21 protein-coding genes are annotated in these 23,030 nt (G+C 65.7%); 16 read left to right on the forward strand and 5 right to left on the reverse strand.

What is annotated here, in order from left to right; translation table 11 throughout:
- Positions 1-2 precede the first annotated feature (2 nt).
- Positions 3-725 (reverse strand): GntR family transcriptional regulator, encoded by a 723-nt coding sequence (locus ACEN9T_RS23880; protein WP_252691965.1) that lies wholly within the window; start codon positions 723-725, stop codon positions 3-5.
- A gap of 273 nt (positions 726-998) precedes the next feature.
- Between ACEN9T_RS23880 and ACEN9T_RS23885 the strand changes: the two genes are divergently transcribed.
- From ACEN9T_RS23885 to ACEN9T_RS23910, 6 genes are all read left to right on the forward strand, one after another.
- Positions 999-2,066 carry a porin gene (locus ACEN9T_RS23885; protein ID WP_175537165.1) on the forward strand — a complete coding sequence of 356 codons (1,068 nt, stop codon included), beginning with the start codon at positions 999-1,001 and terminating at the stop codon, positions 2,064-2,066.
- A 147-nt stretch (positions 2,067-2,213) separates the two neighbouring features.
- A complete protein-coding gene (locus tag ACEN9T_RS23890) occupies positions 2,214-3,251 on the forward strand; it encodes an ABC transporter ATP-binding protein (protein WP_413707235.1) in 1,038 nt (345 codons plus the stop codon).
- Between the two features lie 75 nt (positions 3,252-3,326).
- Entirely contained in the window at positions 3,327-4,592 is a 1,266-nt protein-coding gene (locus tag ACEN9T_RS23895) for an ABC transporter substrate-binding protein (protein ID WP_102064322.1), read from the forward strand.
- A 25-nt stretch (positions 4,593-4,617) separates the two neighbouring features.
- Positions 4,618-5,526, forward strand: a complete 909-nt coding sequence (locus ACEN9T_RS23900; protein WP_413707236.1) for an ABC transporter permease — start codon at positions 4,618-4,620, stop codon at positions 5,524-5,526.
- Between the two features lies 1 nt (position 5,527).
- Positions 5,528-6,424 carry an ABC transporter permease gene (locus tag ACEN9T_RS23905; RefSeq protein ID WP_413707237.1) on the forward strand — a complete coding sequence of 299 codons (897 nt, stop codon included), beginning with the start codon at positions 5,528-5,530 and terminating at the stop codon, positions 6,422-6,424.
- Positions 6,425-6,446: 22 nt separating this feature from the next.
- On the forward strand, positions 6,447-7,169 hold the full coding sequence (locus ACEN9T_RS23910) for an aspartate/glutamate racemase family protein (protein WP_413707238.1): 723 nt from the start codon (positions 6,447-6,449) through the stop codon (positions 7,167-7,169).
- A gap of 12 nt (positions 7,170-7,181) precedes the next feature.
- Here the strand turns inward: ACEN9T_RS23910 and icmF are convergent, their stop codons facing one another.
- A complete protein-coding gene (icmF, locus tag ACEN9T_RS23915) occupies positions 7,182-10,469 on the reverse strand; it encodes a fused isobutyryl-CoA mutase/GTPase IcmF (protein ID WP_413707239.1) in 3,288 nt (1,095 codons plus the stop codon).
- A gap of 266 nt (positions 10,470-10,735) precedes the next feature.
- On the opposite strand from icmF, the gene ACEN9T_RS23920 reads away from it, so the two are divergent.
- The 10 genes from ACEN9T_RS23920 (at position 10,736) to ACEN9T_RS23965 (ending at position 21,589) form a co-directional block, all read left to right on the forward strand.
- Positions 10,736-11,761, forward strand: coding sequence for a hypothetical protein (locus ACEN9T_RS23920; RefSeq protein WP_092973725.1), 1,026 nt, complete (start codon positions 10,736-10,738; stop codon positions 11,759-11,761).
- 254 nt (positions 11,762-12,015) lie between these two features.
- Positions 12,016-13,218 (forward strand): ammonium transporter, encoded by a 1,203-nt coding sequence (locus ACEN9T_RS23925; RefSeq protein WP_092973728.1) that lies wholly within the window; start codon positions 12,016-12,018, stop codon positions 13,216-13,218.
- A 79-nt stretch (positions 13,219-13,297) separates the two neighbouring features.
- Positions 13,298-13,654 carry a DUF427 domain-containing protein gene (locus tag ACEN9T_RS23930; protein ID WP_045202279.1) on the forward strand — a complete coding sequence of 119 codons (357 nt, stop codon included), beginning with the start codon at positions 13,298-13,300 and terminating at the stop codon, positions 13,652-13,654.
- A gap of 164 nt (positions 13,655-13,818) precedes the next feature.
- A complete protein-coding gene (locus tag ACEN9T_RS23935) occupies positions 13,819-14,541 on the forward strand; it encodes a helix-turn-helix domain-containing protein (protein WP_413707240.1) in 723 nt (240 codons plus the stop codon).
- A gap of 116 nt (positions 14,542-14,657) precedes the next feature.
- A complete protein-coding gene (locus ACEN9T_RS23940) occupies positions 14,658-15,638 on the forward strand; it encodes a DMT family transporter (protein ID WP_413707241.1) in 981 nt (326 codons plus the stop codon).
- A 642-nt stretch (positions 15,639-16,280) separates the two neighbouring features.
- Positions 16,281-16,928 (forward strand): LysE family translocator, encoded by a 648-nt coding sequence (locus ACEN9T_RS23945; RefSeq protein WP_092974464.1) that lies wholly within the window; start codon positions 16,281-16,283, stop codon positions 16,926-16,928.
- Positions 16,929-16,962: 34 nt separating this feature from the next.
- Entirely contained in the window at positions 16,963-18,156 is a 1,194-nt protein-coding gene (locus tag ACEN9T_RS23950) for a low temperature requirement protein A (RefSeq protein WP_092974461.1), read from the forward strand.
- 94 nt (positions 18,157-18,250) lie between these two features.
- Positions 18,251-18,958 (forward strand): glutathione binding-like protein, encoded by a 708-nt coding sequence (locus tag ACEN9T_RS23955; RefSeq protein ID WP_413708505.1) that lies wholly within the window; start codon positions 18,251-18,253, stop codon positions 18,956-18,958.
- A 61-nt stretch (positions 18,959-19,019) separates the two neighbouring features.
- Complete coding sequence (locus tag ACEN9T_RS23960; RefSeq protein WP_413707242.1) at positions 19,020-20,216, forward strand: MFS transporter; 1,197 nt, start codon at positions 19,020-19,022, stop codon at positions 20,214-20,216.
- A 222-nt stretch (positions 20,217-20,438) separates the two neighbouring features.
- Positions 20,439-21,589, forward strand: a protein-coding gene (locus ACEN9T_RS23965) for an IS3 family transposase (RefSeq protein ID WP_413706277.1) whose coding sequence is annotated in 2 segments (ribosomal slippage) — positions 20,439-20,685 and positions 20,685-21,589 — 1,152 coding nt in all. Because the reading frame shifts where the segments join, the coding sequence is not laid out codon by codon here.
- Between the two features lie 252 nt (positions 21,590-21,841).
- On the opposite strand, the gene ACEN9T_RS23970 is transcribed toward ACEN9T_RS23965, so the two are convergent.
- Genes ACEN9T_RS23970 through ACEN9T_RS23980 form a run of 3 tightly spaced genes read right to left on the reverse strand, consistent with a single transcriptional unit; the run spans position 21,842 to position 23,015 of the window.
- Entirely contained in the window at positions 21,842-22,096 is a 255-nt protein-coding gene (locus tag ACEN9T_RS23970) for a hypothetical protein (protein WP_413707243.1), read from the reverse strand.
- Positions 22,093-22,509: a VOC family protein gene (locus ACEN9T_RS23975; protein WP_260784752.1), complete on the reverse strand. Its 417-nt coding sequence runs from the start codon at positions 22,507-22,509 to the stop codon at positions 22,093-22,095. Before ACEN9T_RS23975 ends, ACEN9T_RS23970 begins: the two co-directional genes overlap by 4 nt.
- Positions 22,509-23,015 carry a helix-turn-helix domain-containing protein gene (locus tag ACEN9T_RS23980; RefSeq protein WP_413707244.1) on the reverse strand — a complete coding sequence of 169 codons (507 nt, stop codon included), beginning with the start codon at positions 23,013-23,015 and terminating at the stop codon, positions 22,509-22,511. The genes ACEN9T_RS23975 and ACEN9T_RS23980 overlap by 1 nt, the downstream gene beginning before the upstream one ends.
- Positions 23,016-23,030: the final 15 nt, after the last annotated feature.

Genomic DNA, 23,030 nt, shown 5'->3' on the forward strand with positions numbered 1-23,030 from the left:
GGTCAGACCTTGACGCGGCGAAACAGCTTGGAGAAATCGATCGACTCCACCTGCCGGGGCTCAAGCTCCAGCGCAGCGATGTATTCGCCCAAGTGTTCGCCCATCAGCCGCGCGGCGCGCTCGCCGTCGCGGCGCTCCACCGCATCGAGAATGGCCAAGTGTTCGTCGTGGCCGCAACTCGGCCGCGCGGGGGATTCATAGAGCCCGATCAGCAGCGAGGTACGCGCCACCAGCGTGCGCAGCATCGCCGTGATGATGGGGTTGCCGTTCGCCTCGGCCAGTTGGATATGGAAGTCGCCCGAGAGGCGGATCCAATCGCGCCAGTTGCCGGATTCACGGCTGGCGTGTTCAGCAGCCGCCAGCGCACGCAGCTCGGTGAGTTGCTCCGCCGTCGCGTGCTGCGCCAGTTCGCGTACCGAGCCGGTTTCCAGAATCAACCGCGCACCAAAGACCTGGCGAGCTTCCGTCGCGTCGTGCACGGCGATGGTCGCGCCGCGATTGGGCTGCAGCTCCACCACGCCCTCATGCGCCAGTTTCACCAGCACCCGGCGCAATGTCCCCCGCGTAATTCCAAAGGCCTTGCATAGCTGCGCCTCGACCAGACGGGTGCCGGGCGGCAGCTTCTGTTCGAGGATGGCGTCGTACACCGCGTCCGAAATGCGGGCGTCGACTTCGGCGTTGTTGCGGCGTGGCTGGGAGGTCGGAGGGGTCGTGGGCTCTGGCATCTCGCCATTCTAATCGAGCAAACACCGCTTGGATTGTGCACAAAACCGATGCCAATTCGGGCGGCGTTGGTGCGACATCCTCAAGAAATCCCCCCATGTTTTTGGCGTTCTTGCACCAGAAGCAAGCGAAATCCGCCCATTTTGCTTGGCACGGTTACTGCATGCAGACAAGCGTGATTGTGCACAATCCAAACGAAGCTTGTACTCAACTTAGAACGCAATGCCGGGAGCGGTCACGCGGTCGCGCCAATTCATTTAGGGGGATCACCTGTCATGAGCACCACCACCAAGCTGGGCGCTGCCGCCCTGGCATTCGGGCTGTCGGGCTTCGCTGCGGCGCAGTCGAGCGTGACGCTGTCGGGCGTCATCGATACCGGCGTGAGCTGGACCAACCATGCCGGCAACGGCTCGCAAAGTCTGACCGGCGTGTCGGACAGCATCCTGGGCGTGTCCAACTTCGGGCTGAGCGGCAAGGAAGACCTGGGCGGCGGGGTGAATGCGCTGTTCAACCTGCAGGCCGGCTTCAACCCGAGCAACGGGCGCATGTCTTCCAACGGCACGCTGTTCTCGCGCAATTCGTATGTCGGGCTGAGTTCGTCGTCGGGCACGCTCACGGCCGGCAAGCAATGGAACTTCAACGACGACTGGCTGGTGGGCAGCGTCTTCAAGGGCGGCTACAACTCGGGCTCGATCTTCAAGTTCAGCGAGTTCGACGCCGTGAGCGAGATCTACAACAACACGGTCAAGTACGTGTCGCCCGACCTGGGCGGTGCGCAGTTCGGCGCGATGTACGGCTTTGGCGAAGCGGCCGGCTCCATCTCGCAGGGCTCGCTGTTCAACCTGGCGGGGCGCTATAGCGCCGGCCCGCTGTACCTGGCCGCCAGCTACGACCAGGAGCGCGATGGCAGCGGCACCGGCTCGCTCTACAAGCTGATCACCGTGGGCGGCAGCTACACGTTTGGGGCGACCAAGCTGCGGCTGGGCGCGGCGCGCGCCGATGTGGGCGGCACGGGCGCGTTCCAGTCGATTCCCAGCATGTCGGCGCGCAAGGCGTACGCGGTGGAAGGCGGCGTCGATTACGCCTTCACCACGGCCTTTACCGGCTCGGCCGATGTGCTGTACCGCCGCAACTCGACGCTGTCGAACAGCTCGATGGTCTACCGGCTGCTGGGCCTGTACAGCCTGTCGAAGCGCACCACGCTGGTGGCCAACGTGGCGTATCTGAAGAACTCGTCGAGCGCGACGGAAGCGCTGGTCAACACCACGTCGGGCGCCATCGGCGGCGGCGTGCCGGGCACGAGCCAGACCTCGGTGGCGCTGGGCGTGCGTCACACCTTCTGACCCGCGCGAAGCCGGCCGCGCCACTTGCCCCGGTATGTGGCGCGGCTGCCCGCAGATGCGGCCACGCGCACCAGAACGACGCATGCCAAGCGCGCTCGCGCCGAAATTTCCGCGCGCAGACAGGCACACCTATTGCACCAACCCGACATGACCCGCGCACCCACCGCCCCCGCCGACTCCCTCGAACTCGTTGCGCTGACCAAGCGTTACGCACATGACGCCGTGGCCGTCGACGCCATCAACCTGCGCGTGCCGGCCGGCAGCTATTGCTGCTTGCTGGGGCCGTCGGGCTGCGGCAAATCGTCAACGCTGCGCATGATTGCCGGCCACGAACATGTGAGCGACGGCGACATCCTGCTGGGCCACCGCAACATCACCAACCTGCCGGCGGCCTCGCGCGGCACGGCCATGATGTTCCAGAGCTACGCGCTGTTTCCCCACTTGAGCGCGCTCGAGAACGTGGCCTTCAGCCTGAAGATGCGCGGTATCAACGCACGCGAACGGCGCCAGCGCGCGCAGGCGCTGCTGGAGCGCGTGGCGATGGGCCACCTGGCGCAGCGTCGGCCTGGCGAGTTGTCAGGCGGCCAGCAGCAACGCGTGGCGCTGGCGCGTGCGCTGATCATGGAGCCGCGCGTGCTGCTGCTGGACGAACCACTCTCTGCGCTGGACCCGTTCCTGCGCACACAGATGCGTGCCGAATTGCGACGCTGGCAGCAGGAACTGGGCTTGACCTTCGTGCACGTCACGCACTCGCAGGAAGAAGCGATGGCCCTGGCCGACCAGATGGTGGTGATGAACCACGGCCGCATCGAACAGGCCGGCAGCCCGCGCGAGATCTACAACCAGCCAGCCAGCGCGTTTGTTGCGACCTTCATCGGCGGACACAACCTGCTGGAAGACGCGCATGGGCCCGTAGCGGTGCGCATCGATCGCATGGCCTTGCATGCTGATGAATCCACAGCCGGAGATCGCCCCCGCGTGCGCGGCCGCATCTGCGACATCGAATACCAGGGCACACATGTGCTGGTGAGCGTGGAAGGCGTGGCGCTCTCGCCCTCGCAACGCGTAACGGTGAGCCTGCCCGAGACCGACGCCACCATCGCACACCTCGCACTGCATCAACCCATCTGGGCCTCGTGGGATGCCGCACAGGCCCACCGCTTACCGGGCCCGCCAGCGGCCTGAAACCGGCTCAACCATTCCAATCCGCAGCCTGACGGCTTCAGGCGCTGCCTTCACCTTCCTATCAGGGGTTGCAACATGTCTGACGATTCCAACGATTTCAAGGCCGGCCGCCGCACCGCACTCAAGGGCATGGCCGCCATTCTGGCCACCGGCGTCGTACCCGCGATCCACGCGCAGGAAAAACTGACGCTGCGCTACCTCGGCACGGCGGTCAACCAGGACAAACTGATCGCCGAGAAATTCGAAGCCGACACCGGCATCCGCGTGCAGTACGTGGCGGTGACGACCGATGAGATCACCAAGCGCGCCGTGACCGCGCCGAGCAGCTTCGACCTCATCGACACGGAGTATTTCTCGCTCAAGAAGATCGTGCCGACCGGCAACCTGCTGGGCATCGACGCGCGCCGCATCAAGAACGCGGACAAGATCACGTCGCTGTTCACCAAGGGCGAGGTGGCCGGCAAGAAGGTGGGCGACCAGGGCACCGCGCCCAAGAAGGTCATGTATCTGCCGGGCGCCAATGCGACCACGTTCGCGACTTCGCCCACGCAGTTCATGACGCTGATCCCGACCGTGTACAACGCCGACACGCTGGGCATCCGTCCCGACCTCATCAAGCGCCCCATCAACTCGTGGGCCGAGCTGCTGAACCCCGAGTTCAAGGGGCGTGCGTCGATCCTGAACATTCCGTCGATCGGCATCATGGACGCGGCGATGGTGGTGGAAGCCAAGGGCCTGCACAAGTACGCCGACAAGGGCAACATGACCCGCGCCGAAATCGACCTGACCATCAAGACGCTGATCGAAGCCAAGAAGGCAGGTCAGTTCCGCGCGCTGTGGAAGGACTTCAACGAAAGCGTGAATTTGATGTCTTCGGGCGAAGTGGTGATCCAGTCGATGTGGAGCCCGGCGGTGACCGCCGTGCGCAGCAAGGGCATCGACTGCACGTTCCAGCCGCTCAAGGAAGGCTATCGCGCGTGGGCCGCCGGCTTTGGCATTCCGAAGACGGTATCGGGCAAGAAGCTCGACGCGGCGTATGAATTCATCAACTGGTTCCTCGACGGCTGGGCCGGTGCGTACCTGAACCGCCAGGGCTACTACAGCGCCGTGCTGGAAACGGCCAAGGCCAAGATGGAACCGTACGAGTGGGCCTACTGGATGGAAGGCAAACCCGCTGCCAAGGACATCAAGAGCCCGCACGGCGATGTGCTGGCCAAGGCCGGCAGCGTGCGCGACGGCGGCAGCTACGAACAGCGCATGGGCGGCATCGCCTGCTGGAACGCAGTCATGGACGAAAACGAATACATGGTCCGCAAGTGGAACGAGTTTGTCGCCGCTTGACGCCCCTCAGCACGTCGCCATCGTCATGACACCCTCTACGCCGTCTACTCCACCCGCCGCCGGCGCCCTGCGTCCGGGCTTGCAGGCGCTGCCGTTTGCGGCGGTGTTTGTCGTGTTCTTTCTGATCCCGCTGGGGCTGGTCGCAATGGTCAGCTTCTGGGATTTCAACGAGTACGCGCTGCTGCCGACCTTCACCTTGCGCAACTACGCCAAGCTGTGGGAAGGCTGCGGCCATCTCAATGAATACGGCGATCTGTGCGTGACGGCGTCGACGTACCTGTCGACGCTGCGCTTTGCGCTGGGCACCTGGGCGCTGACGCTGGTGCTGGGTTTTGCGCTGGCGTACTTCCTGGCGTTCCACGTGCGCTCGGCTGCGGTGCAGACGCTGCTGTTCGTGATCTGCACGGTGCCGTTCTGGACGTCCAACGTGATCCGCATGATTTCGTGGATCCCGTTGCTGGGCCGCAACGGCCTCGTCAACCAGACGCTGCAGGCCATGCACCTGACCGAGCAGCCGCAGGACTGGCTGCTGTATTCGAACTTCTCGGTGCTGCTGGCCTACGTGCACCTCTACACCATGTTCATGATCGTGCCGATCTTCAATTCGATGATGCGCATCGACCGCGCGTTGCTCGAAGCCGCGCGCGATGCAGGCGCCAGCGCCTGGCAAACGCTGTGGCACGTGATCGTGCCGCTGTCGCGCAGCGGCATCCTGATCGGCTCCATCTTCATCCTGACCATCGTCATGGGCGATTTCGTGACCGTGGGCGTGATGGGCGGCCAGCAGATCGCCTCGGTCGGCAAGATGATCCAGGTGCAGACGTCGTACCTGCAATTTCCGCTGGCGGCCGCCAACGCCGTGGTGCTGCTGCTGACGGTGCTGATGATCATCTGGGGCCTGACCCGCGTGGTCGACATCCGCAAGGAGCTTTGACATGCAAGCGCGCTTTCGCGAACCCCATGCCCCCGGCTTCTGGCCGCTGGCATGCCTCTTCGCGCTGTTTGTGCTGTTCCTGTACGGGCCGATGCTGACGATCTTCGCGCTCAGCTTCCAGGGCCCGGAAGGCGGCCTGACATTTCCGATGAATGGGCTCTCGCTGCATTGGTATCGCCAGCTTGCCGAAGGCCTGGGCGTGGTCGACATCGGCGCGGCATTCCGGCGCTCACTCGCGCTGGGCGCGGCCGTGATGGCGCTGACCATGGGGCTCTCGCTGCTGGCGGCATTGGCTTTCCGGAAGCGGCTGCGTGGCGGTGGTGCACTGTTCTACGTCACGGTGGCCAGCCTAATCATGCCGTCGATCGTGGTGTCGCTCGGCATCGGCCTGCAGTTCCGGCTGATCGACACGGGCATCAAGGCGTTGCTCACCGCGTTGGGCATGGGCGATCAGGCCGACAGCTTTGGATCGTCGCTGGGCCTCTGGACATCCGCCCTCGGCGCGCACCTCACGTGGACGCTGCCGTTCGGCCTGCTCATCATGTTCGCCGTCTTCAACCGCTTCAACCCAGCCTACGAAGAAGCCGCGCGCGACCTGGGGGCCACGCCCTGGCAGACGTTCCGGCACGTCGTGCTGCCGTTGATCGCGCCGTCGCTCATCGGTGTGGGCATGTTCGGCTTCACGCTGAGCTGGGACGAGATCGCGCGCACCTCGCAGGCAATCGGCGACGTCAACACGCTGCCGCTCGAACTGCAAGGATTGACCACCACCGTGACGACGCCGTCCATCTACGCGCTGGGCACGCTCACCACCGTCGTGTCGTTCGTGGTGATGGGGCTGACGATGCTGGCCATTGTTCGACTGCGCCGCCGCCAGAGCGCCGGGCGGGTTGACTGAACCATTGACTGAACGCGCGCCAATGACCCTCGCTACGGAATCGGCCGGGCCGCGCCGGCTGCTACTGATCAACCCGAATACCACGAGCGCGCTCACACAGACCATCACGCGCTTCGTGCAGGCTGCATTGCCCTGCGATGTCGTTGTGGAAGCGGTTACCGCGCGGTTTGGTGCGCCGTACATCGCCACCGAAGTCGGCTACGCGGTGGCCGCGCACGCCGCGCTCGACGCATGGACGCGGGCACAGCAGCCAGCCATCAACGCCGCCATCATCGGCTGTTTTGGCGACCCCGGGCTCTTCGCGCTGCGCGAGGTGGCGCCGTGCCCCGTCACCGGCCTGGCGGAGGCCGCGTTGATGGAAGCGGCAACGTACGGCACTTGCGCAGTCATCACGGGAGGCCATGCGTGGGGGCCGATTTTGGAGCGCTTGCTGCCCACGCTTGAAGGCGGCCACACCGTGCGCGATATCCATACCGTCGAACTAGACGGGGCCGCGCTATACGCCGCGCCGGATGCGGCAGAACAGATCTTGATTGGCGCCTGCACGACCGTCCTGCGGCGCCAGCCCGTCGACGCAATCGTGCTGGGCGGCGCGGGATTGGCGGGCCTTGCGCAGAAGCTGCAGGCGCACGTGCCCGTACCCCTCATCGACAGCGTGACAGCAGCCGCGCGCCAGGTCTGGCACGCTCCGCGCGGTGGGCATGGCGCGCTGCCGGCATGGATTGCGCCCGCCACGCACGCTTGAACGGGGTGCGGGCTACATGTTGCGCCGGTACTGCCCGCCCACCTCGAACAACGCGTGCGTGATCTGCCCGAGCGAGCAGACGCGCACGGCGTCCATCAGCACCGCGAACACGTTCTGATCGTCGATCACGGCGCGCTGCAGGCGCTGCAGCATGGCGGGCGCTTCCCCGGCATGCCGTGCATGAAAATCCTGCAGCCGCGCGAGTTGGCTCTGCTTCTCTTCTTCGCTGGAGCGTGCCAGTTCGATGTGCGGCGGCACCACACTCTCGGCGTCGGGATTGCGGAACGTATTCACACCGATGATGGGCAGCGAGCCATCGTGCTTGCGCTGCTCGTACAGCATCGACTCTTCCTGAATCTTGCCGCGCTGGTAGCCGGTTTCCATCGCGCCGAGCACACCGCCGCGCTCGGCAATGCGCTCGAACTCCTGCAGCACGGCTTCTTCCACCAGGTCCGTCAGTTCATCGATGACGAAGCTGCCCTGGTTCGGGTTCTCGCACTTGGCGAGGCCCCACTCGCGGTTGATGATGAGCTGAATCGCCAGGGCGCGCCGCACGGATTCGGCCGTCGGCGTGGTGATCGCCTCATCGTAGGCATTCGTGTGCAGGCTGTTGCAGTTGTCGTAGATGGCGATCAGCGCCTGCAGCGTAGTGCGGATATCGTTGAAGGCGATTTCCTGCGCGTGCAATGACCGGCCCGACGTCTGCACGTGGTACTTCAGCTTCTGGCTGCGCTCGTTCGCGCCGTACTTGTCTCGCAGGGTCACCGCCCAGATGCGACGCGCGACGCGGCCCAGCACGTTGTACTCGGGGTCCATGCCGTTGGAGAAGAAGAACGACAGGTTCGGCGCGAAATCGTCGATATGCATGCCGCGCGCGAGGTACGCCTCCACATACGTGAAGCCGTTGGCCAGCGTGAATGCGAGTTGCGAGATCGGGTTCGCGCCCGCCTCGGCTATGTGGTAGCCCGAGATCGACACCGAGTAGAAATTGCGCACCTGGTGGTGCACGAAATATTCCTGGATATCGCCCATCACCTTGAGCGAAAACTCGGTCGAGAAGATGCAGGTGTTCTGGCCCTGGTCTTCCTTGAGGATGTCGGCCTGCACCGTGCCGCGCACGTTCTGCAGCACCCACGCGCGGATCTTCGCTTCCTCGTCCTGCGTCGGCTCGCGCTGGTTGTCCGCGCGGAACCGGGCGAGATTCTGGTCGATGGCGGTATTCATGAACATCGCCAGGATCGTCGGCGCGGGCCCGTTGATCGTCATGGACACCGACGTGGCGGGGCTAGTCAGGTCAAAGCTGTCGTACAGCACTTCCATGTCGTCGAGCGTGGCGATCGACACGCCGGAGTTGCCCACCTTGCCGTAGATGTCCGGGCGCAGCGCCGGATCTTCGCCGTAGAGCGTGACGGAGTCGAACGCGGTGGAGAGCCGCTTGGCCTCCATGCCTTCGGAGACGAGCTTGAAGCGCCGGTTGGTGCGGAAGGCATCGCCCTCGCCCGCGAACATGCGCGTCGGGTCTTCGTTCTCACGCTTGAAGGCGAACACGCCGGCGGTGTACGGAAAACTGCCCGGCACGTTCTCGCGCATCAGCCAGCGCAGCACCTCGCCATCGTCTTCATACGGCGGCAGGACGACCTTGCGGATGGTCGTGCCCGAGAGCGTGGTGTGCGTGAGCTGCGTGCGGATTTCCTTGTCGCGAATCTTGACAACGTATTCGTCGCCGGAATACGCGCGGCGCAGGTCGGGCCACATGGCGAGCAGCTTGCGCTCAACAGCGCCGAGCTGCGCGTCGCGCTCGGTGGCTTGCTTGTCGAGCGCGGACAGCGTCTGCACCGTGGCGCCGGCCTGCTCCAGCATGCGGTGGCTGGCCCGCAACTGCTGGCGCTCCCGCGCGAGGCGGCTTTGCGCGTCGACGCGGCGGTGGTAGCCGCGCACCGTATCGGCCAGCTCCGCCAGGTAGCGCACGCGCGCGGGCGGCACGATGGCGTCGTGGCTGGTGGAGCATTTGCCGGCCGGGCGCGGCAGCGTGCGTTCAGCCAGCGCCATGCCGCGCTCGCTCAGCCGATCGGCCAGCATGTGATACAGCGCCGTCACGCCGTCGTCATTGAAGTGCGAGGCCTGCGTGCCGAACACCGGCATGTCTTCAGGCCGGGCGTGCCATTGCTCGCGGTTGCGCTGCACCTGCTTGGCGACGTCGCGCCACGCGTCCTGCGCGCCCTTGCGGTCGAATTTGTTGATCGCTACCAGATCGGCAAAGTCCAGCATGTCGATCTTCTCCAGCTGGCTGGCGGCGCCAAACTCGGGCGTCATCACATACAGCGACAGATCGACGTGCGGCACGATGGCCGCATCGCCCTGCCCGATGCCGGAGGTCTCGACGATGATGAAATCGAACCCGCCAGCGCGGCATGCGGCAATCACGTCGGGCAGCGCGTCGGAGATCTCGCGGCTGGCCTCCCGCGTGGCCAGCGAGCGCACGAAGATGTTCGGATGGTTGATCGCGTTCATGCGAATGCGGTCGCCCAGCAACGCACCGCCCGACTTGCGCCGCGACGGATCGATCGAGATGACAGCGATGCGCAGCGTGTCTCGCTGGTCAAGGCGGAAGCGGCGGATCAGCTCATCGGTGAGCGACGACTTGCCTGCGCCGCCTGTGCCCGTGATGCCGAGCACCGGCGTCGGCGTGGCCATCGCAGCCGCGTGCACGGCCTCGCGCAATGCCGGATCGATGCGGCCCGATTCCAGTGCGGTGATCAATTGCGCCAGGGCGCGGCGGTCGCCATTGGCGACGGGCTCCAGCGTGGCCGGCGCGTAGATGGAGAGATCAATATCGCAGCGCTGCACCATGTCGGCAATCATGCCGGCGAGGCCCATGCGCTGGCCGTCTTCGGGGCTGTAGATGCGCGCGACGCCGTAGTCCTGCAACTCGCGGATCTCCGTCGGCACGATCACGCCGCCACCGCCGCCGAACACCTGGATGTGCTCGCCGCCGCGTGCGCGCAGCGCGTCGATCATGTACTTGAAGTATTCGACGTGGCCGCCCTGGTAGCTGGACACGGCAATGCCCTGCACGTCTTCCTGCAGCGCCGCGTTCACCACCTCGTCCACCGAGCGGTTGTGCCCAAGATGGATCACTTCGCAGCCCATCGACTGCAGGATGCGCCGCATGATGTTGATCGACGCGTCATGCCCGTCGAACAACGATGCGGCCGTCACGAAGCGCACCTTATTGCGCACCGGCGCAGCTTCGCTGGCAGGCGTGGGATCGGCCGCGCGGGCAGCGGAAAGATCGGTCATGTCTCCACCTTCGATAAAGTGGGCGCCGGCATTGTAGGTGTTGTACAGCGCACAAGGCGCGGTGTGCCGGTCGACGGGTCGAACAGACAGTATTTTCGGGGTTGACGCCCTCGTCAACCGGCCGCGCGGGCGCCGGCATTGTTTGCGCAAACAGTGGGGCCGGAACGGTCCGATCTCGGTGCAACACCCAGCTTGCACACAATCGATACAAATCGTTAGAGTCAGATTTTGGCCGGAGACGGGTCCGGCCACAGGGGGAACTTCCAATGCCAAGCCGCGCAACGATGCGCTGGTGTCTGACTGCCTTGTTGGCGTGGTCCGGCCACGCCCTGGCGTGGGACTACACGCCCGGCGCCATCCCGGGGCTGATCAGCGTGCTTGGTTTCCTGACCGTGCAGACGCAGGCGCTTGATCGCGCCATTCAACGCTTTCCCGGTCAGCGTGAAGAGCTGATCCGCGCCCGTACGCAGTTCGACAACACTTTCCCGCAGGCGCTGGCCCGCACGCGCCGCCTGATCGCCGGCATTCCGCTATCCGACGACGAGCGGCAACTCCTGATCGAGCGCGCACTCGATATCCACCAGCCCAGCGTGACGACCGCCACCCAGACTGCCCAGACGGCGCACGCGCTGGCCGAACGCGTGGTTGCGCGTGCGCAGGGCAACCAGGACCGCGCCACCCTGCAGACGCTGCTGGCGGTGGTCTACGACGACCGCCCCGCCGATGAACTGAGCAGCCGCTTCACCCAGACCGTGACGTTGTCTGACTGGCCGAATGCGCGCGGCGCGAGCCTCGGCCTGCGGCTGCCGTTCTCCTGGGAGCGCGTGCCGCCCACGCCGCCGCGCAAGCCCGACCCGGCGCGGGTGGCGATCGGCGCGTGGGCCAACCAGGGCGGCTCGGGGCTGTCACGCATGGAACTGATCGTGCGCCCCACCGAAGGCGACCTCGAAACCGTTCCTGACAGCCGCGAACCGCGCTGGATGCGCGATGCCGTCAAGCAAGCCGTGGCGGCCCCTTGCCGGCTGCTCGGCTGGGGCACGCAGTCGTTCGGCGGACGCACCGGGGTGTGGGCCAGCTACATCGGCGAATCGCCCGGCCCGCATATCCCGCGCGCCACGGGCAACACGCTGGTCGGCCGCGTCTTCATGGTGCCAACTGACGGCGCGCTGCTGATGCTGCACATGCAGTCCCCCGCCACCTCGCCCGAGCAGGCCAGCGCCGTGCGCTTGCGGTACGAGCCGCTGTGGAACGCCGTGGCGGCATCGTTCAGCGTGTCGGGCGCCAAGCCGTAACCTTCCGCGCCCACGCGCACCACTACGGCGCATAAACCACCTCAACCGCACCAATTCAAGGCAATTACGCACCGATTTCGGGCCACCCCAAACCCGACGCCCGAGAACGACGGCGCGCGCACGGCCCTGGTGCGCCATGTCACCTTTTTGCACACGGTTGGAACAACTTTTGCATCTGTCGGCGCTTTTTGCGTCATTTGTGGGCATGCACTGCACCCGGATGGCGCTGACCCTCAACCCGCACGACAACCGCAATGAACTCCATCAAAACCGGGGGCGACGCGCTCTTCATCCTGTTGGGCGCGATCATGGTGCTGGCCATGCATGCCGGCTTCGCGTTCCTTGAGCTGGGCACCGTCCGCAAGAAGAACCAGGTCAATGCGCTGGTCAAGATCCTGGTCGACTTTGCCGTGTCGACCATCGCGTACTTCTTCATCGGCTATTCGATCGCGTACGGCGTCAATTTCTTTACCGGCGCCGACGTGCTCGCCCAGCAGAACGGCTATGAGCTGGTGAAGTTCTTCTTCCTGCTGACCTTCGCGGCGGCCATCCCGGCCATCATCTCGGGCGGCATTGCCGAGCGCTCGCGCTTCGAGCCGCAACTGGCGGCAACCTTCGTGCTGGTGGGCTTCGTCTACCCGTTCTTTGAAGGCATCGCCTGGAACGAGCGCTTCGGCATCCAGCACTGGCTGCAGAGCGTGACGGGCGCGGAGTTCCACGACTTTGCCGGCTCGGTGGTCGTGCACGCCGTGGGCGGCTGGATCGCGCTGCCGGCGGTGCTGCTGCTCGGCGCGCGCCACGGCCGCTACAAAGACGACGGCCGCATCGCCGCGCATCCGCCGTCGAACATCCCGTTCCTGGCCGCCGGCGCCTGGGTGCTGGCGGTGGGCTGGTTCGGCTTCAACGTGATGAGCGCGCAGACGCTCGACAAGATGAGCGGCCTGGTCGCCATCAACTCGCTGATGGCCATGGTGGGCGGCACGCTCACCGCGTGGTGGATGGGCAAGAACGACCCGGGCTTTTCGTACAACGGCCCGCTGGCCGGCCTGGTAGCCGTGTGCGCCGGCTCCGACGTGATGCACCCGCTGGGGGCGCTTGCCGTCGGCGGCATTGCGGGCGTGCTGTTTGTCTGGATGTTCACGCGCGTGCAAAACGTCTGGCGCATCGACGACGTGCTCGGCGTGTGGCCGCTGCATGGTCTATGCGGCGCGTGGGGCGGCATCGCGGCCGGCATCTTCGGCCTGAAGGCGCTGGGCGGCCTGGGCGGCGTGTCGTTCTGGGCGCAGGTGGCGGGCACGGCGGGCGGCATTGTCATTGCGCTGATCGGCGGCACGGTCGTGTACGGCACCCTGCGCAAGCTCGTGGGGCTGAGGCTTGATCGCGAGGCCGAATTCATGGGCGCCGACCTGGCGATCCATCGCGTCTCGTCCACGCCGGAATCGGAAACCCACTGGTAAGCAGCGGGGGCAAAAGAAGGCGCGCGCGGCGCTTGCTACAGTGAAAGCGTCTTCCCTCGCCCAACTGCAGGAGTGCCGTATGCCCGATATCGATCCGAATCACCCCATTACCGTGGAGTCGAACCCGCGCCGCGTGACGGTGACCCTCAACGGCTTCACCATCGCCAGCACGCATCTGGCGCGCACGCTGCGCGAGGCGTCGTACCCGCCGGTGCAGTACATCCCGCGCGACGATGTGCAGATGAATCTGCTGGAGCGCACGCAGCATCACACGCATTGCCCGTACAAGGGCGATGCGTCGTACTACACCATCGTGGCCGGCGATGTGCGCGTCGACAACGCCGTCTGGACGTACGAGCAGCCCAAACCCGTCGCGCGTGAAGTGGCGGGCTATCTCGCGTTCTATCCGGACAAGGTGACGATCCAGGAGGAATGAGTGCGCAGGCGCGGCTGACATGCCGCTGTCATGCACGCAGCGCACGATATGCGTGTTCCTCTTCTCACGGAGCCTCTTTCCGTGAAAGTTCCGAGACCCGGCGCAGCATGATCTGTGGCCGGGTATTTTTTTGGGCGGATGCCGGTGCTATTCTCGGCGGCACCATGCTGGACTTCCGCACTTACGGCCTCGCCGCCCCTCCGCACTCGCACGACTTCATGCAAGTCGTGATGCCCGCACGCGGCATCCTGGAGATGGACGTGGACGGCCGCGGCGGCCGCGTCGACACGCACCACGCTGCGCTCATTCCGGCCGGCGCCACGCATGCGTTTGAAGCCACGGGCGCCAACCGCTTCATCGTGTTCGACATTCCCGGGCAGGCCGCTGACGCCCCCGGCCTGGGCGGCCTGGCCGATCGCGTGTTCTTTCCGCTCACGCCGGGCCTGCGCGCGCTGACGACGTGGCTGCAAGACGCGCCCATCGTCGACGCAGTGTTGGCCAATGCGTGGTCGTCACTCGCGCTGGCGACGCTGGCCGCGCATCCGGCCAACCAATCCACGCAAATACGCGCACGCGCCGATGCACGTGCCGAGCGCGTATGGCACGCGATCGAACACCGCTACGCCGAGCCGCTCACCGTCGATGCGCTCGCCGCAGAAGTCGGCGTGAGCGCGCGCCGCCTTGCCACGCTGTTCCGTGCGGCCTACGGCACCACGCTGCACGCGCATCTGGCCGAGGTACGGCTGCGGCATGCGCTGACGCTGCTGGAAACCACCGCCCTGCCCATCGCCGAGGTTGCCGCGCGCACCGGCTACTACGACCAAAGCGCCCTCACGCGCCACCTCAAGGCCGCACACGGCATCACGCCCGCAGCCGTGCGGCGCTAGCCCCCGGTCTCAGTTTCCGTTTCCGTTTTTGCCAAAGCGCAGCCGTCTTCGCCAAGACGCGCGGCGCGCGCGCGCGCAGAGTGCCGGTTCGATTGATCTTTCCGGACAGGCGCTCCATGGCTGTTGGCGACACCTCCACTGCAACGCATCTTCATCACACGCAGCACGACGCACGGCGTGACCGGCTCACGGGCATCGGCTACGGCGTCGCGGCCGGGGCGCTGTGGGGCGTCATCTTCGTCGCGCCGAAGATGCTGCCGCAGTTCTCTCCGCTGGCGCTTTCAGCGGCGCGGTATGTGTTGTATGGCGTGTTGTCGCTGGCACTCGCGCTACCGGTGTGGCGCACTCTGTGGCGCAAACCGACCCGGCGCGATTGGCTGGCGCTGCTGCTGTTATCGCTGCCGGGCAACATCCTTTACTACCTGTGCGTGGCGGGCGGCGTGCAGCGCGCGGGCGTGGCGCCGGTGTCGCTCATCGTCGGCCTGCTGCCGGTGACGGTCACGCTGGCCGGCGCAGCAGAACGGGGCAGCCTGCCCATGCGCCGCCTGGCCCTGCCACTGCTGATGGCCGTGGCGGGTGTGGTGTGCATCTATCTGGATGCGCCCGACGTGCATTCGAGTGCGGGCGGGAGAACCTATTTCATCGGTCTTCTGATGGCCGCGGGCGCGCTGGCGTGCTGGACGGTGTACGCGGTGTGCAATGCGCGGTACCTGCGCGCGCGGCCGCAGTTCACCAGTCGCGAGTGGTCGCTGTTGACGGGCGTTGCGACTGGGGTGTTGTCACTGGCACTGGCCGTGCCTGCGTTTTTCATGCCCGGCATGGCGACGGCTTCTGCGCAGCCCCCATCGGCGTGGGGGATGTTCTGGCTGGTGAATATGGGCGTGGCGCTGGGGGCGTCGGTGCTGGGGAACAGCCTGTGGAATGCGGCCAGCCGCAAGTTGCCGTTGACGCTGTCGGGTCAGTTGATTGTGTTTGAGACGGTGTTTGCGTTGGTGTATGGGTTTATCTATGAGGCTCGATGGCCTCATGGGCTTGAGGTGGCGGCTGCGGTTTTGTTGGTGAGTGGGGTGGGGTTGGCGGCGCGGAGGCACGGGTAGGTTTTTTGTTTGGGCTGTTTTGGACGTGGTGGTCCATCCCCTGTTTCATCCCCTGCCGGGGCTGACTCACTTTCTTTGGTCTTGCCCAAAGAAAGTAAGCAAAGAAATGCGCGCCCGAGATGGCGAAAGATTCCTTCAATTTCCGTAACCGGGCGGAGGCGGGGAAAACTCGCTGCGCTCAAACAGTTCCCCGCCTTTTTTCCGCCCGCTTACGAAAATTGAAGGCGCCATCAAGGGCAGGAAAGTCAAAGGCCAAACCATCTCAGCGCCAGCCCAAACGACAAAGCCAACCTCGCGACGGGTTGGCCTTTTTCTTTTGACGTTGAGCCCTTGATGGCGCCTTGAATTTGTGTGAGCGGGCGGATCAAGGAAGGAGGCTTGTCTGAGCGCAGCGAGTTTGCCTCCTTCCCCGCACGGTCACACAAATTCAAGGAGTCTTTCGCCATCTCGGGCGCGCCTTTCTTTTGCTTACTTTTCTTTGGCAAGACAAAGAAAAGTAAGTCGGTCCCGGCAGGGAACGAAAGAGGGATGGACCAACAACGTCCAAACCAAGAACAAAGAAAACACCCGCCCCCATTTGACGCCCCAATTTTTTCATGGATAACTGTGTCCCCTTCCCCCCACAACACAGCGAGCCGCCCCATGACCCTCCAAACCTGGCTGGCCTTCATCGGCGCCAGCATCATCATCCTGCTCATCCCCGGCCCGACCATCCTTTTGGTGATTGGTGATTCGCTGGCCAACCGTGGCCGCTCGGCGTGGAGCACCGTTGCCGGCGTGGCGGCAGGCGACACCACCGCCATGGCCGTGTCCCTTGCCGGTGCGGGCGCACTGCTCGCCGCATCGGCCGCGGCCTTCACGGCGCTCAAGCTCATTGGCGGTTCGTACCTCGTCTATCTGGGCATCAAGTCCATCCTCAGCGCGCGCCGCCTGCAGGATGACGTACAGGCGGACGCGCCGGAGGCCACCATCCCCGTGCAGCAAAAGTCCGCCGGCCGCCGCTTCCTGTCGGCCTGGACGGTCACCGCGCTGAACCCCAAGAGCATCGTCTTCTTCGTCGCCTTCGTGCCGCAGTTCATGTCGGCCGAGCAGACCTTCCTGTCGCAGAGCGCGATCCTGCTGCCGACCTTCGTCATCCTGGCTGCCGCCAATGCGTCGATGTACGCGCTGGCCGCCAAGCTGCTCGCCAAGCGTTTGACCAGCGTGGCCGCACAGCGCCGCTTCGGCTACACGGGCGGTGCGGTGATGGTGGGCGCAGGCACGCTCACGCTCGGCATGCAGTCGGCCTGATCGCCCCCGCCGAGTCTTGCACCGAGGACACCCGATGCCCCGCAGTTATCTCCGCCCCGCGCCTGAAGGGGCCCACGGCCACCACCGCGTCACCAACATCGAGTTGTTCTTCGATCTGGTGTTCGTGTTTGCGGTGACGCAGCTCTCGCATCTGCTGATCGGCAACTTCACGCTGCAGGGCGGCGCGCAGGCGCTGCTGCTGATGCTGGCGGTGTGGTGGGTGTGGATCTTCACGTCGTGGGTGACGAACTGGCTCGATCCGGACAAGCTCGCCATCCGCATGCTGATGCTCGTGCTGATGACGGGCGGGCTGCTGCTCTCGGCATCGCTGCCGCAGGCGTTCGGCTCGCGCGGGCTGGCGTTTGCGCTGGCCTATGTGTTCATGCAGTTCGGGCGCACGGTGTTCTTCCTGTGGGCCGTGCGTGGTGAATCGCTGCCCATGCGGCGCAACTTCCAGCGCATCGCCACGTGGCTCGGCATCTCTGCCGTGCTGTGGCTGGCGGGCGGCCTGTCGGACGGTTCCGTGCGCTGGGCCTGCTGGATCGTCGCGCTGACCATCGAATGGCTCGGGCCATCGATGGGCTTCTACACGCCGGGCCTCGGCCGCTCCACCACCAACGACTGGAACGTGGAAGGCGGCCACATGGCCGAGCGCTGCTCGCTGTTCATCATCATCGCGCTGGGCGAATCGGTGCTGGTGACGGGCTCCACGTTTGCCGGGCTCGACTGGAACGCAGAAAACATCGCGGCGATGGCGCTGTCGTTCGTCGGCAGCCTGGCGATGTGGTGGCTGTACTTCGACACGATTGCCGAGCGCGGTGCGCGCACCATCTCGCATTCGGCTGATCCGGGGCGGCTCGCACGCCTGGCCTACACCTACATCCACGTCGTGCTGGTGGCCGGCATCATCGTCGGGGCCGTGGCCGATGAATTTGTGCTGGCGCATCCGGTGGGCCACGCCCATGAAGGGACAACGCTGGCGGTGCTGGGCAGTGCGGCGCTATACCTGCTGGGCAACCTGCTGTTCAAGTGGGCGATCTTCGGGCGGTTGCGTCCGGCACATGTGGTCGGCCTAGTGGTGTTGGGTGGCGCATGGCTACCAGCGGTTGAGCTTCCGGCGCTGGCCGTGTCGGCGCTGGCGACGGGCGTGCTGTGCGGCACCGCGGCCTGGGAATGGTACGCACGCGCTTGCGAAACAGCGGAGCCCGCACAGGTGCACAGCCAGTGAGTGGTCACCTGAAAATTCCATTTTTTGGACATTACAAAAGGCCACTCGCCCACATAATCTGTCAACCAACATGACAGAACACGAGGGCCCCGCCATGATCGACCTCTACTACTGCGCCACGCCCAACGGCCTGAAGATGGCGCTGTTCTTTGCCGAAACCGGCTTGCCGCACCGCGTCATCCCCGTCGATATCAGCCGGGGTGACCAGTTCAAGCCCGAGTTCCTGGCCATTTCGCCCAACAACAAGATTCCGGCCATGGTCGATCATGACCCGGCCGAAGGCAGCGAACCCGTGGTGCTGTTCGAATCGGGCGCCATGCTGCTTTATCTGGCAGAGAAGACCGGCCAGTTGATGCCCGCCGACCTGCACGGCCGCATGGAAGTGCTCAAGTGGCTGTTCTGGCAGGTGGGCGGCCTGGGCCCGATGGCCGGGCAGATCGGCCACTTCAACGTGTACGCCCCCGAGCGCGTGCCCTACGCCATCGAGCGCTACACCAAGGAAACGAACCGCCTGTACGGCGTGCTCGACCGCCGCCTGGCCGATCGGCCCTACATTGCCGGCAACGACTACACGATCGCCGACATCGCGGCTTATCCGTGGATCGTGCCGCACGCCGGGCACGGCCAGGACTTGAACGACTTTCCGAATCTGCAGCGCTGGTTCGAAGCCGTTGGCGCACGCTCTGCCACGCAGCGCGCTTATGCCGGGGTGGAGCGCGCCTACTCGCGCCGCCGCGAAGACATCTCCGACGACGAGCGCAGCGTGTTGTTCGGTCAGACCGCCAGCACCGCCGCGCGCTGATCCTCGCGGAGTCTCCGCGCTCCGCCTCCATTCCGCTTTCTTCTTCTGACAGGAGCCGACCATGCCGGCATCGCTGTGGTGGTTGTGCCTGGGCGCGTTCGCCATCGGCACTGAAGGTTTCATGATCGCCGGCCTGCTGCCGGTCCTGGCCGCAGACCTGGGCGTGAGCGTGCCGGCAGCCGGGCAGCTCGTCACCGTGTTTGCCGTCACGTATGCCGTGGGCTCGCCGGTGATGGCGACGCTGCTGGGCAATGTCGACCGCCGACGCGTGCTGATCGGCGCGCTGGCCATCTTTGCGGCAGGCAACTTGCTGGCGGCCACCGCGCACGGCTTCGGGCAGTTGATGGCGGCGCGCGTGCTGCTCGCGCTGGCGGCCGGCGTCTTTCTGCCGACGGCCAATGCGGTGGCGACCTCGCTGGTGCCCGCCTCGCGCAGCGGCTCGGCGCTCGCCATCATCACGGGCGGCGGCACGGTGGCGGTGGCGCTCGGCGTGCCGCTGGGCGCCTGGATTGCGGCGCAGGGCGACTGGCGCTCGACGTTCATCGCATGCGGTGTGCTGTCGGCACTGGCCACGGCGGGCCTAGCCTTCGGCCTGCCGCGCGCCCTGCCGCACAGCGTGACCACGCTGGCGCAACGCCTCTCCGTGGCGCGCCGGCCCGGCATGCTGGGTGCGCTGGCGGTGTCCGCGTTGTGGGCGGCAGGCGGCTTTACGTTCTACACCTACGTCGCACCGTTCTTTGTGCAGGGGCTGGGGTTCGCGCCACAGCATGTGGGCATCGTGCTGTTCCTGGTCGGCAGCTTTGCGGCGCTGGGCACGGGCCTGGGCGGCCACATGACCGACCGCGCAGGCGTGGCGCGCGTGCTGGCGGTGAGCAGTGCGGGCATCGTGCTGGCCTTCTCGGTGCTGTCGCTGTCGGCGCAGGTGCTGCACGGCACGGTGGCCGGCGCCGTCGCCATCGGCGCGGTCGTGCTATGGGGCATGGCCGGCTGGGGATTTGGCCCGGCGCAGGCGACGCGCTTGATCCGCCTCGCCCCCGATGTGTCGCCGATCACGCTGTCGCTGCATGCGTCTGCGGTGTATGTGGGGATCGCGCTGGGGTCGAGCGTTGGCGCACTGGCGCTGGCCCATGGCGGGCCGGGCATGCTGGGCTGGGCCGCCGCCACGTGCCATGTGGTGGCGGTGGTGCTGTGGCGGATGGGCGGCCGGCATGAGGCAGCGCCGGCTGATGAACCTGCAGCCACGTCGGTCGCCCATTGAAAGCCGAAGCGCGGAACGCGACGCGCCGGGTTCTGAACCCGGCGATCGGACGTCAAACCCTCACGTTCCGACCCTGGACCGCGGCGGTCGAGCCTCAAACCCTCGCGTTCCGAGCTTGGACCTCGGCGCTCGAGCCTCAAACCCTCGCGTTCCGAGCCTTGAATCGCCCCGGCCCCAGTAGACACCTGTGAGCCTCAAACTAGAGGTTAGACAGGAGGTGCGATGAGTGCACAGAGATACACCGAAGAATTCAGGGTCGAGGCGGTCAATCAGGTCGTGGATAGAGGCCACAGCGTGGCCGAGGTCGCGCAGCGGTTAGGCGTGAGCCAGCACAGCCTGTACCAGTGGATCAAACAGCGACGCCAGCCCGTGGCAGAGCCGCAAGGGCAGGTATCGCAATCCGAGGAGGTGCGCCGGCTCAAGGCTGAACTCAAGCGGGTGACCGAGGAGCGCGACATCCTAAAAAAGGCCGCAGCGTACTTTGCCAAGCAATCCGGGTGAGGTACGCCTTCATCAAGGCGCACGCGGGTCAATACAGCGTGCGCCGTCTGTGCAAAGCGATGGCGGTGCATCCCAGCGGTTATTACGCCTGGCAGGCGCAGCCCTTGAGCCCGCGTGCGAGGGACGACCAGCGCCTGCTTGGCCTGCTCAAGCAGGCGTGGTTCGAGAGCGGCGGGGTCTATGGCTATCGCAAGCTCACCCTGGACATGCGCGACTTGGGTGAGCGCTGCGGCAAGCACCGCGTGGCGAGGCTGCTCAAGGCCGAGGGGCTGCGTTCGCAATCGGGCTACCGGCGGCGTCCGGCGAGGTGGGCCGGCAAGCCGGCGGTGGTCGCGCCCAACCACTTGCAACGGCGATTCACGGTCGACGGCCCGAATCAGTCCTGGGTGACCGATATCACCTATATCCGCACACACGAAGGCTGGCTGTATCTGAGCGTGGTCATCGATCTCTGGTCGCGCATGGTCGTGGGCTGGTCCATGGGGCAGCGCATCGATACCCAGTTGGCGTTGGATGCCTTGCTGATGGCGCTATGGCGGCGGCGCCCGCACCAGCAGGTTCTGATTCACTCCGATCAGGGGTGCCAGTTCACCGGCCACACCTGGCAAAGCTTCCTGCGCGAGCACAACCTGCTGTGCAGCATGAGCCGGCGCGGCAACTGCCACGACAACGCAGTGGCGGAGAGCTTCTTCCAGTTACTCAAACGCGAGCGGGTGCGCCGGCAGATCTATGCCACCCGGCAGGAGGCCAAGTCCGATGTCTTCAACTACATCGAGATGTTTTACAACCCAACACGGCGCCATTCGAGCGCCAACGGTCTATCACCGGTAGAGTTCGAACAACGCCATTCCCAACGGCTCGCGGGTGTCTAGGAAAGTCGGGGCGATTCACCTGGACCTCGGCGCTTGACGCTCAAACCCTCGCGTTCCGACCCTGGACCTCGGCGCTCGACCTTCAAACCCTCGTGCTCCACGCTTTGAGCTCGAGATTTTCGACCTCAAACAGTCGCGCTCCGGGCTTCGAGGTTGACGCTTGAGCCTCAGAGGCTCGGCGTCCGGCCTCAGACCCCTCGCGCTCGGCCCTCTGAGCCCGGCAATCGAGCCTCAGAGCCTCACGCGACGCGCTCAGACCGCCGCAGTGGGCGCGTTCCGGTTGTCGGTCGAACGTCGCCCGCCGCGCCGATCCAGGTACGGCAGCGCAAACATGTAGAGCCCCGTGAACAGCAACAGCGCCAGCGGCAGCAGCGGCGCATAGGTGATCCACGCGGGCGGCTGGGCGCCCTTGCCCACACCCATGGCGACAAAGTTGGCGATGACCGTGAGCGTGAAGGCCATCGACACCCAGCGATGGAACTGGCGGATTGCGTTGCGGGCGCTCACTTTGCACCCCCAGCAGCCTGGATCATCTTCCAGCCGTTGCCGGCGGGGTCGCGAAAGCCAGCATCGACACTGCCGAAGCGTTCGACCGGCTCCTGCGTGAACTCGACGCCGCGCTCGCGCAGTTGCGCATAGGCCGCCCGGCAATCGGCAACGGTCAGCACCAGCGGCGGCATCGCGCCTTTGGCAACCATGGCGCGCAGCGTCTGCGCGGTGGCCTCGTCGTGAATCGGCGGGCCGGGCTGGAACAGGCCGAGCTGAAACGACGGCTGCTCCGGATGCTGCACCGTCAGCCACCGATACGGGCCGTTGCGCACGTCGGTATGCACGCGAAACCCGAGCTTGTCGACATAGAACGCCAGCGCCGCGTCCTGATCATCCACATACAGCCCGACGACATTGATCCCTTGGCTCATCACCGCTCCTTGTTGTTGGTAGGTGACGGATTTGTACCGTCCGCCAGTTGGCGGCGCTTCTCCGAAACTGCTGTGACAAGGTCGGGCCGCTGCGCCGCTTTCAGCACACAGGCGGGCACGCGGTCGAGTTGCTGCTGCGGCGCGGTGGCCTGGGCGTGGCGGCGCAGCGCGCTCGGGCTCTGCCCGGTGATGTCGCGAAAGATGCGGCCGAAGGTGCCCAGGCTTTCCCAGCCCGTGGCGTAGGCGATTTCGATGATGGGCAGGTCGGTGTCGCGCAGCAGGGTGGTGGCCTGCTCGATGCGGCGCGTGAGCAGGTAGCGGTGCGGCGGAATGCCAAAGGCCTGCTTGAACGAACGCGCAAAATGCGCCGCCGACACGCCACTCACCTCGGCCAGCCGCTTGACGGGCCACGCCTCGTGCGAGGCGGCGTCCATGCGGTCTTTGGCGCGAAGCAGGCGGCGCAGCAGCGCGGGGTCTTGCTGCGCGTCGGTGTGTGCCCGTGCCACCGTGGCCTGCTCCAG

Origin of the sequence: Ralstonia sp. Ralssp110 (genome assembly GCF_047325135.1) — a bacterium.
Taxonomy (GTDB): domain Bacteria; phylum Pseudomonadota; class Gammaproteobacteria; order Burkholderiales; family Burkholderiaceae; genus Ralstonia; species Ralstonia mojiangensis.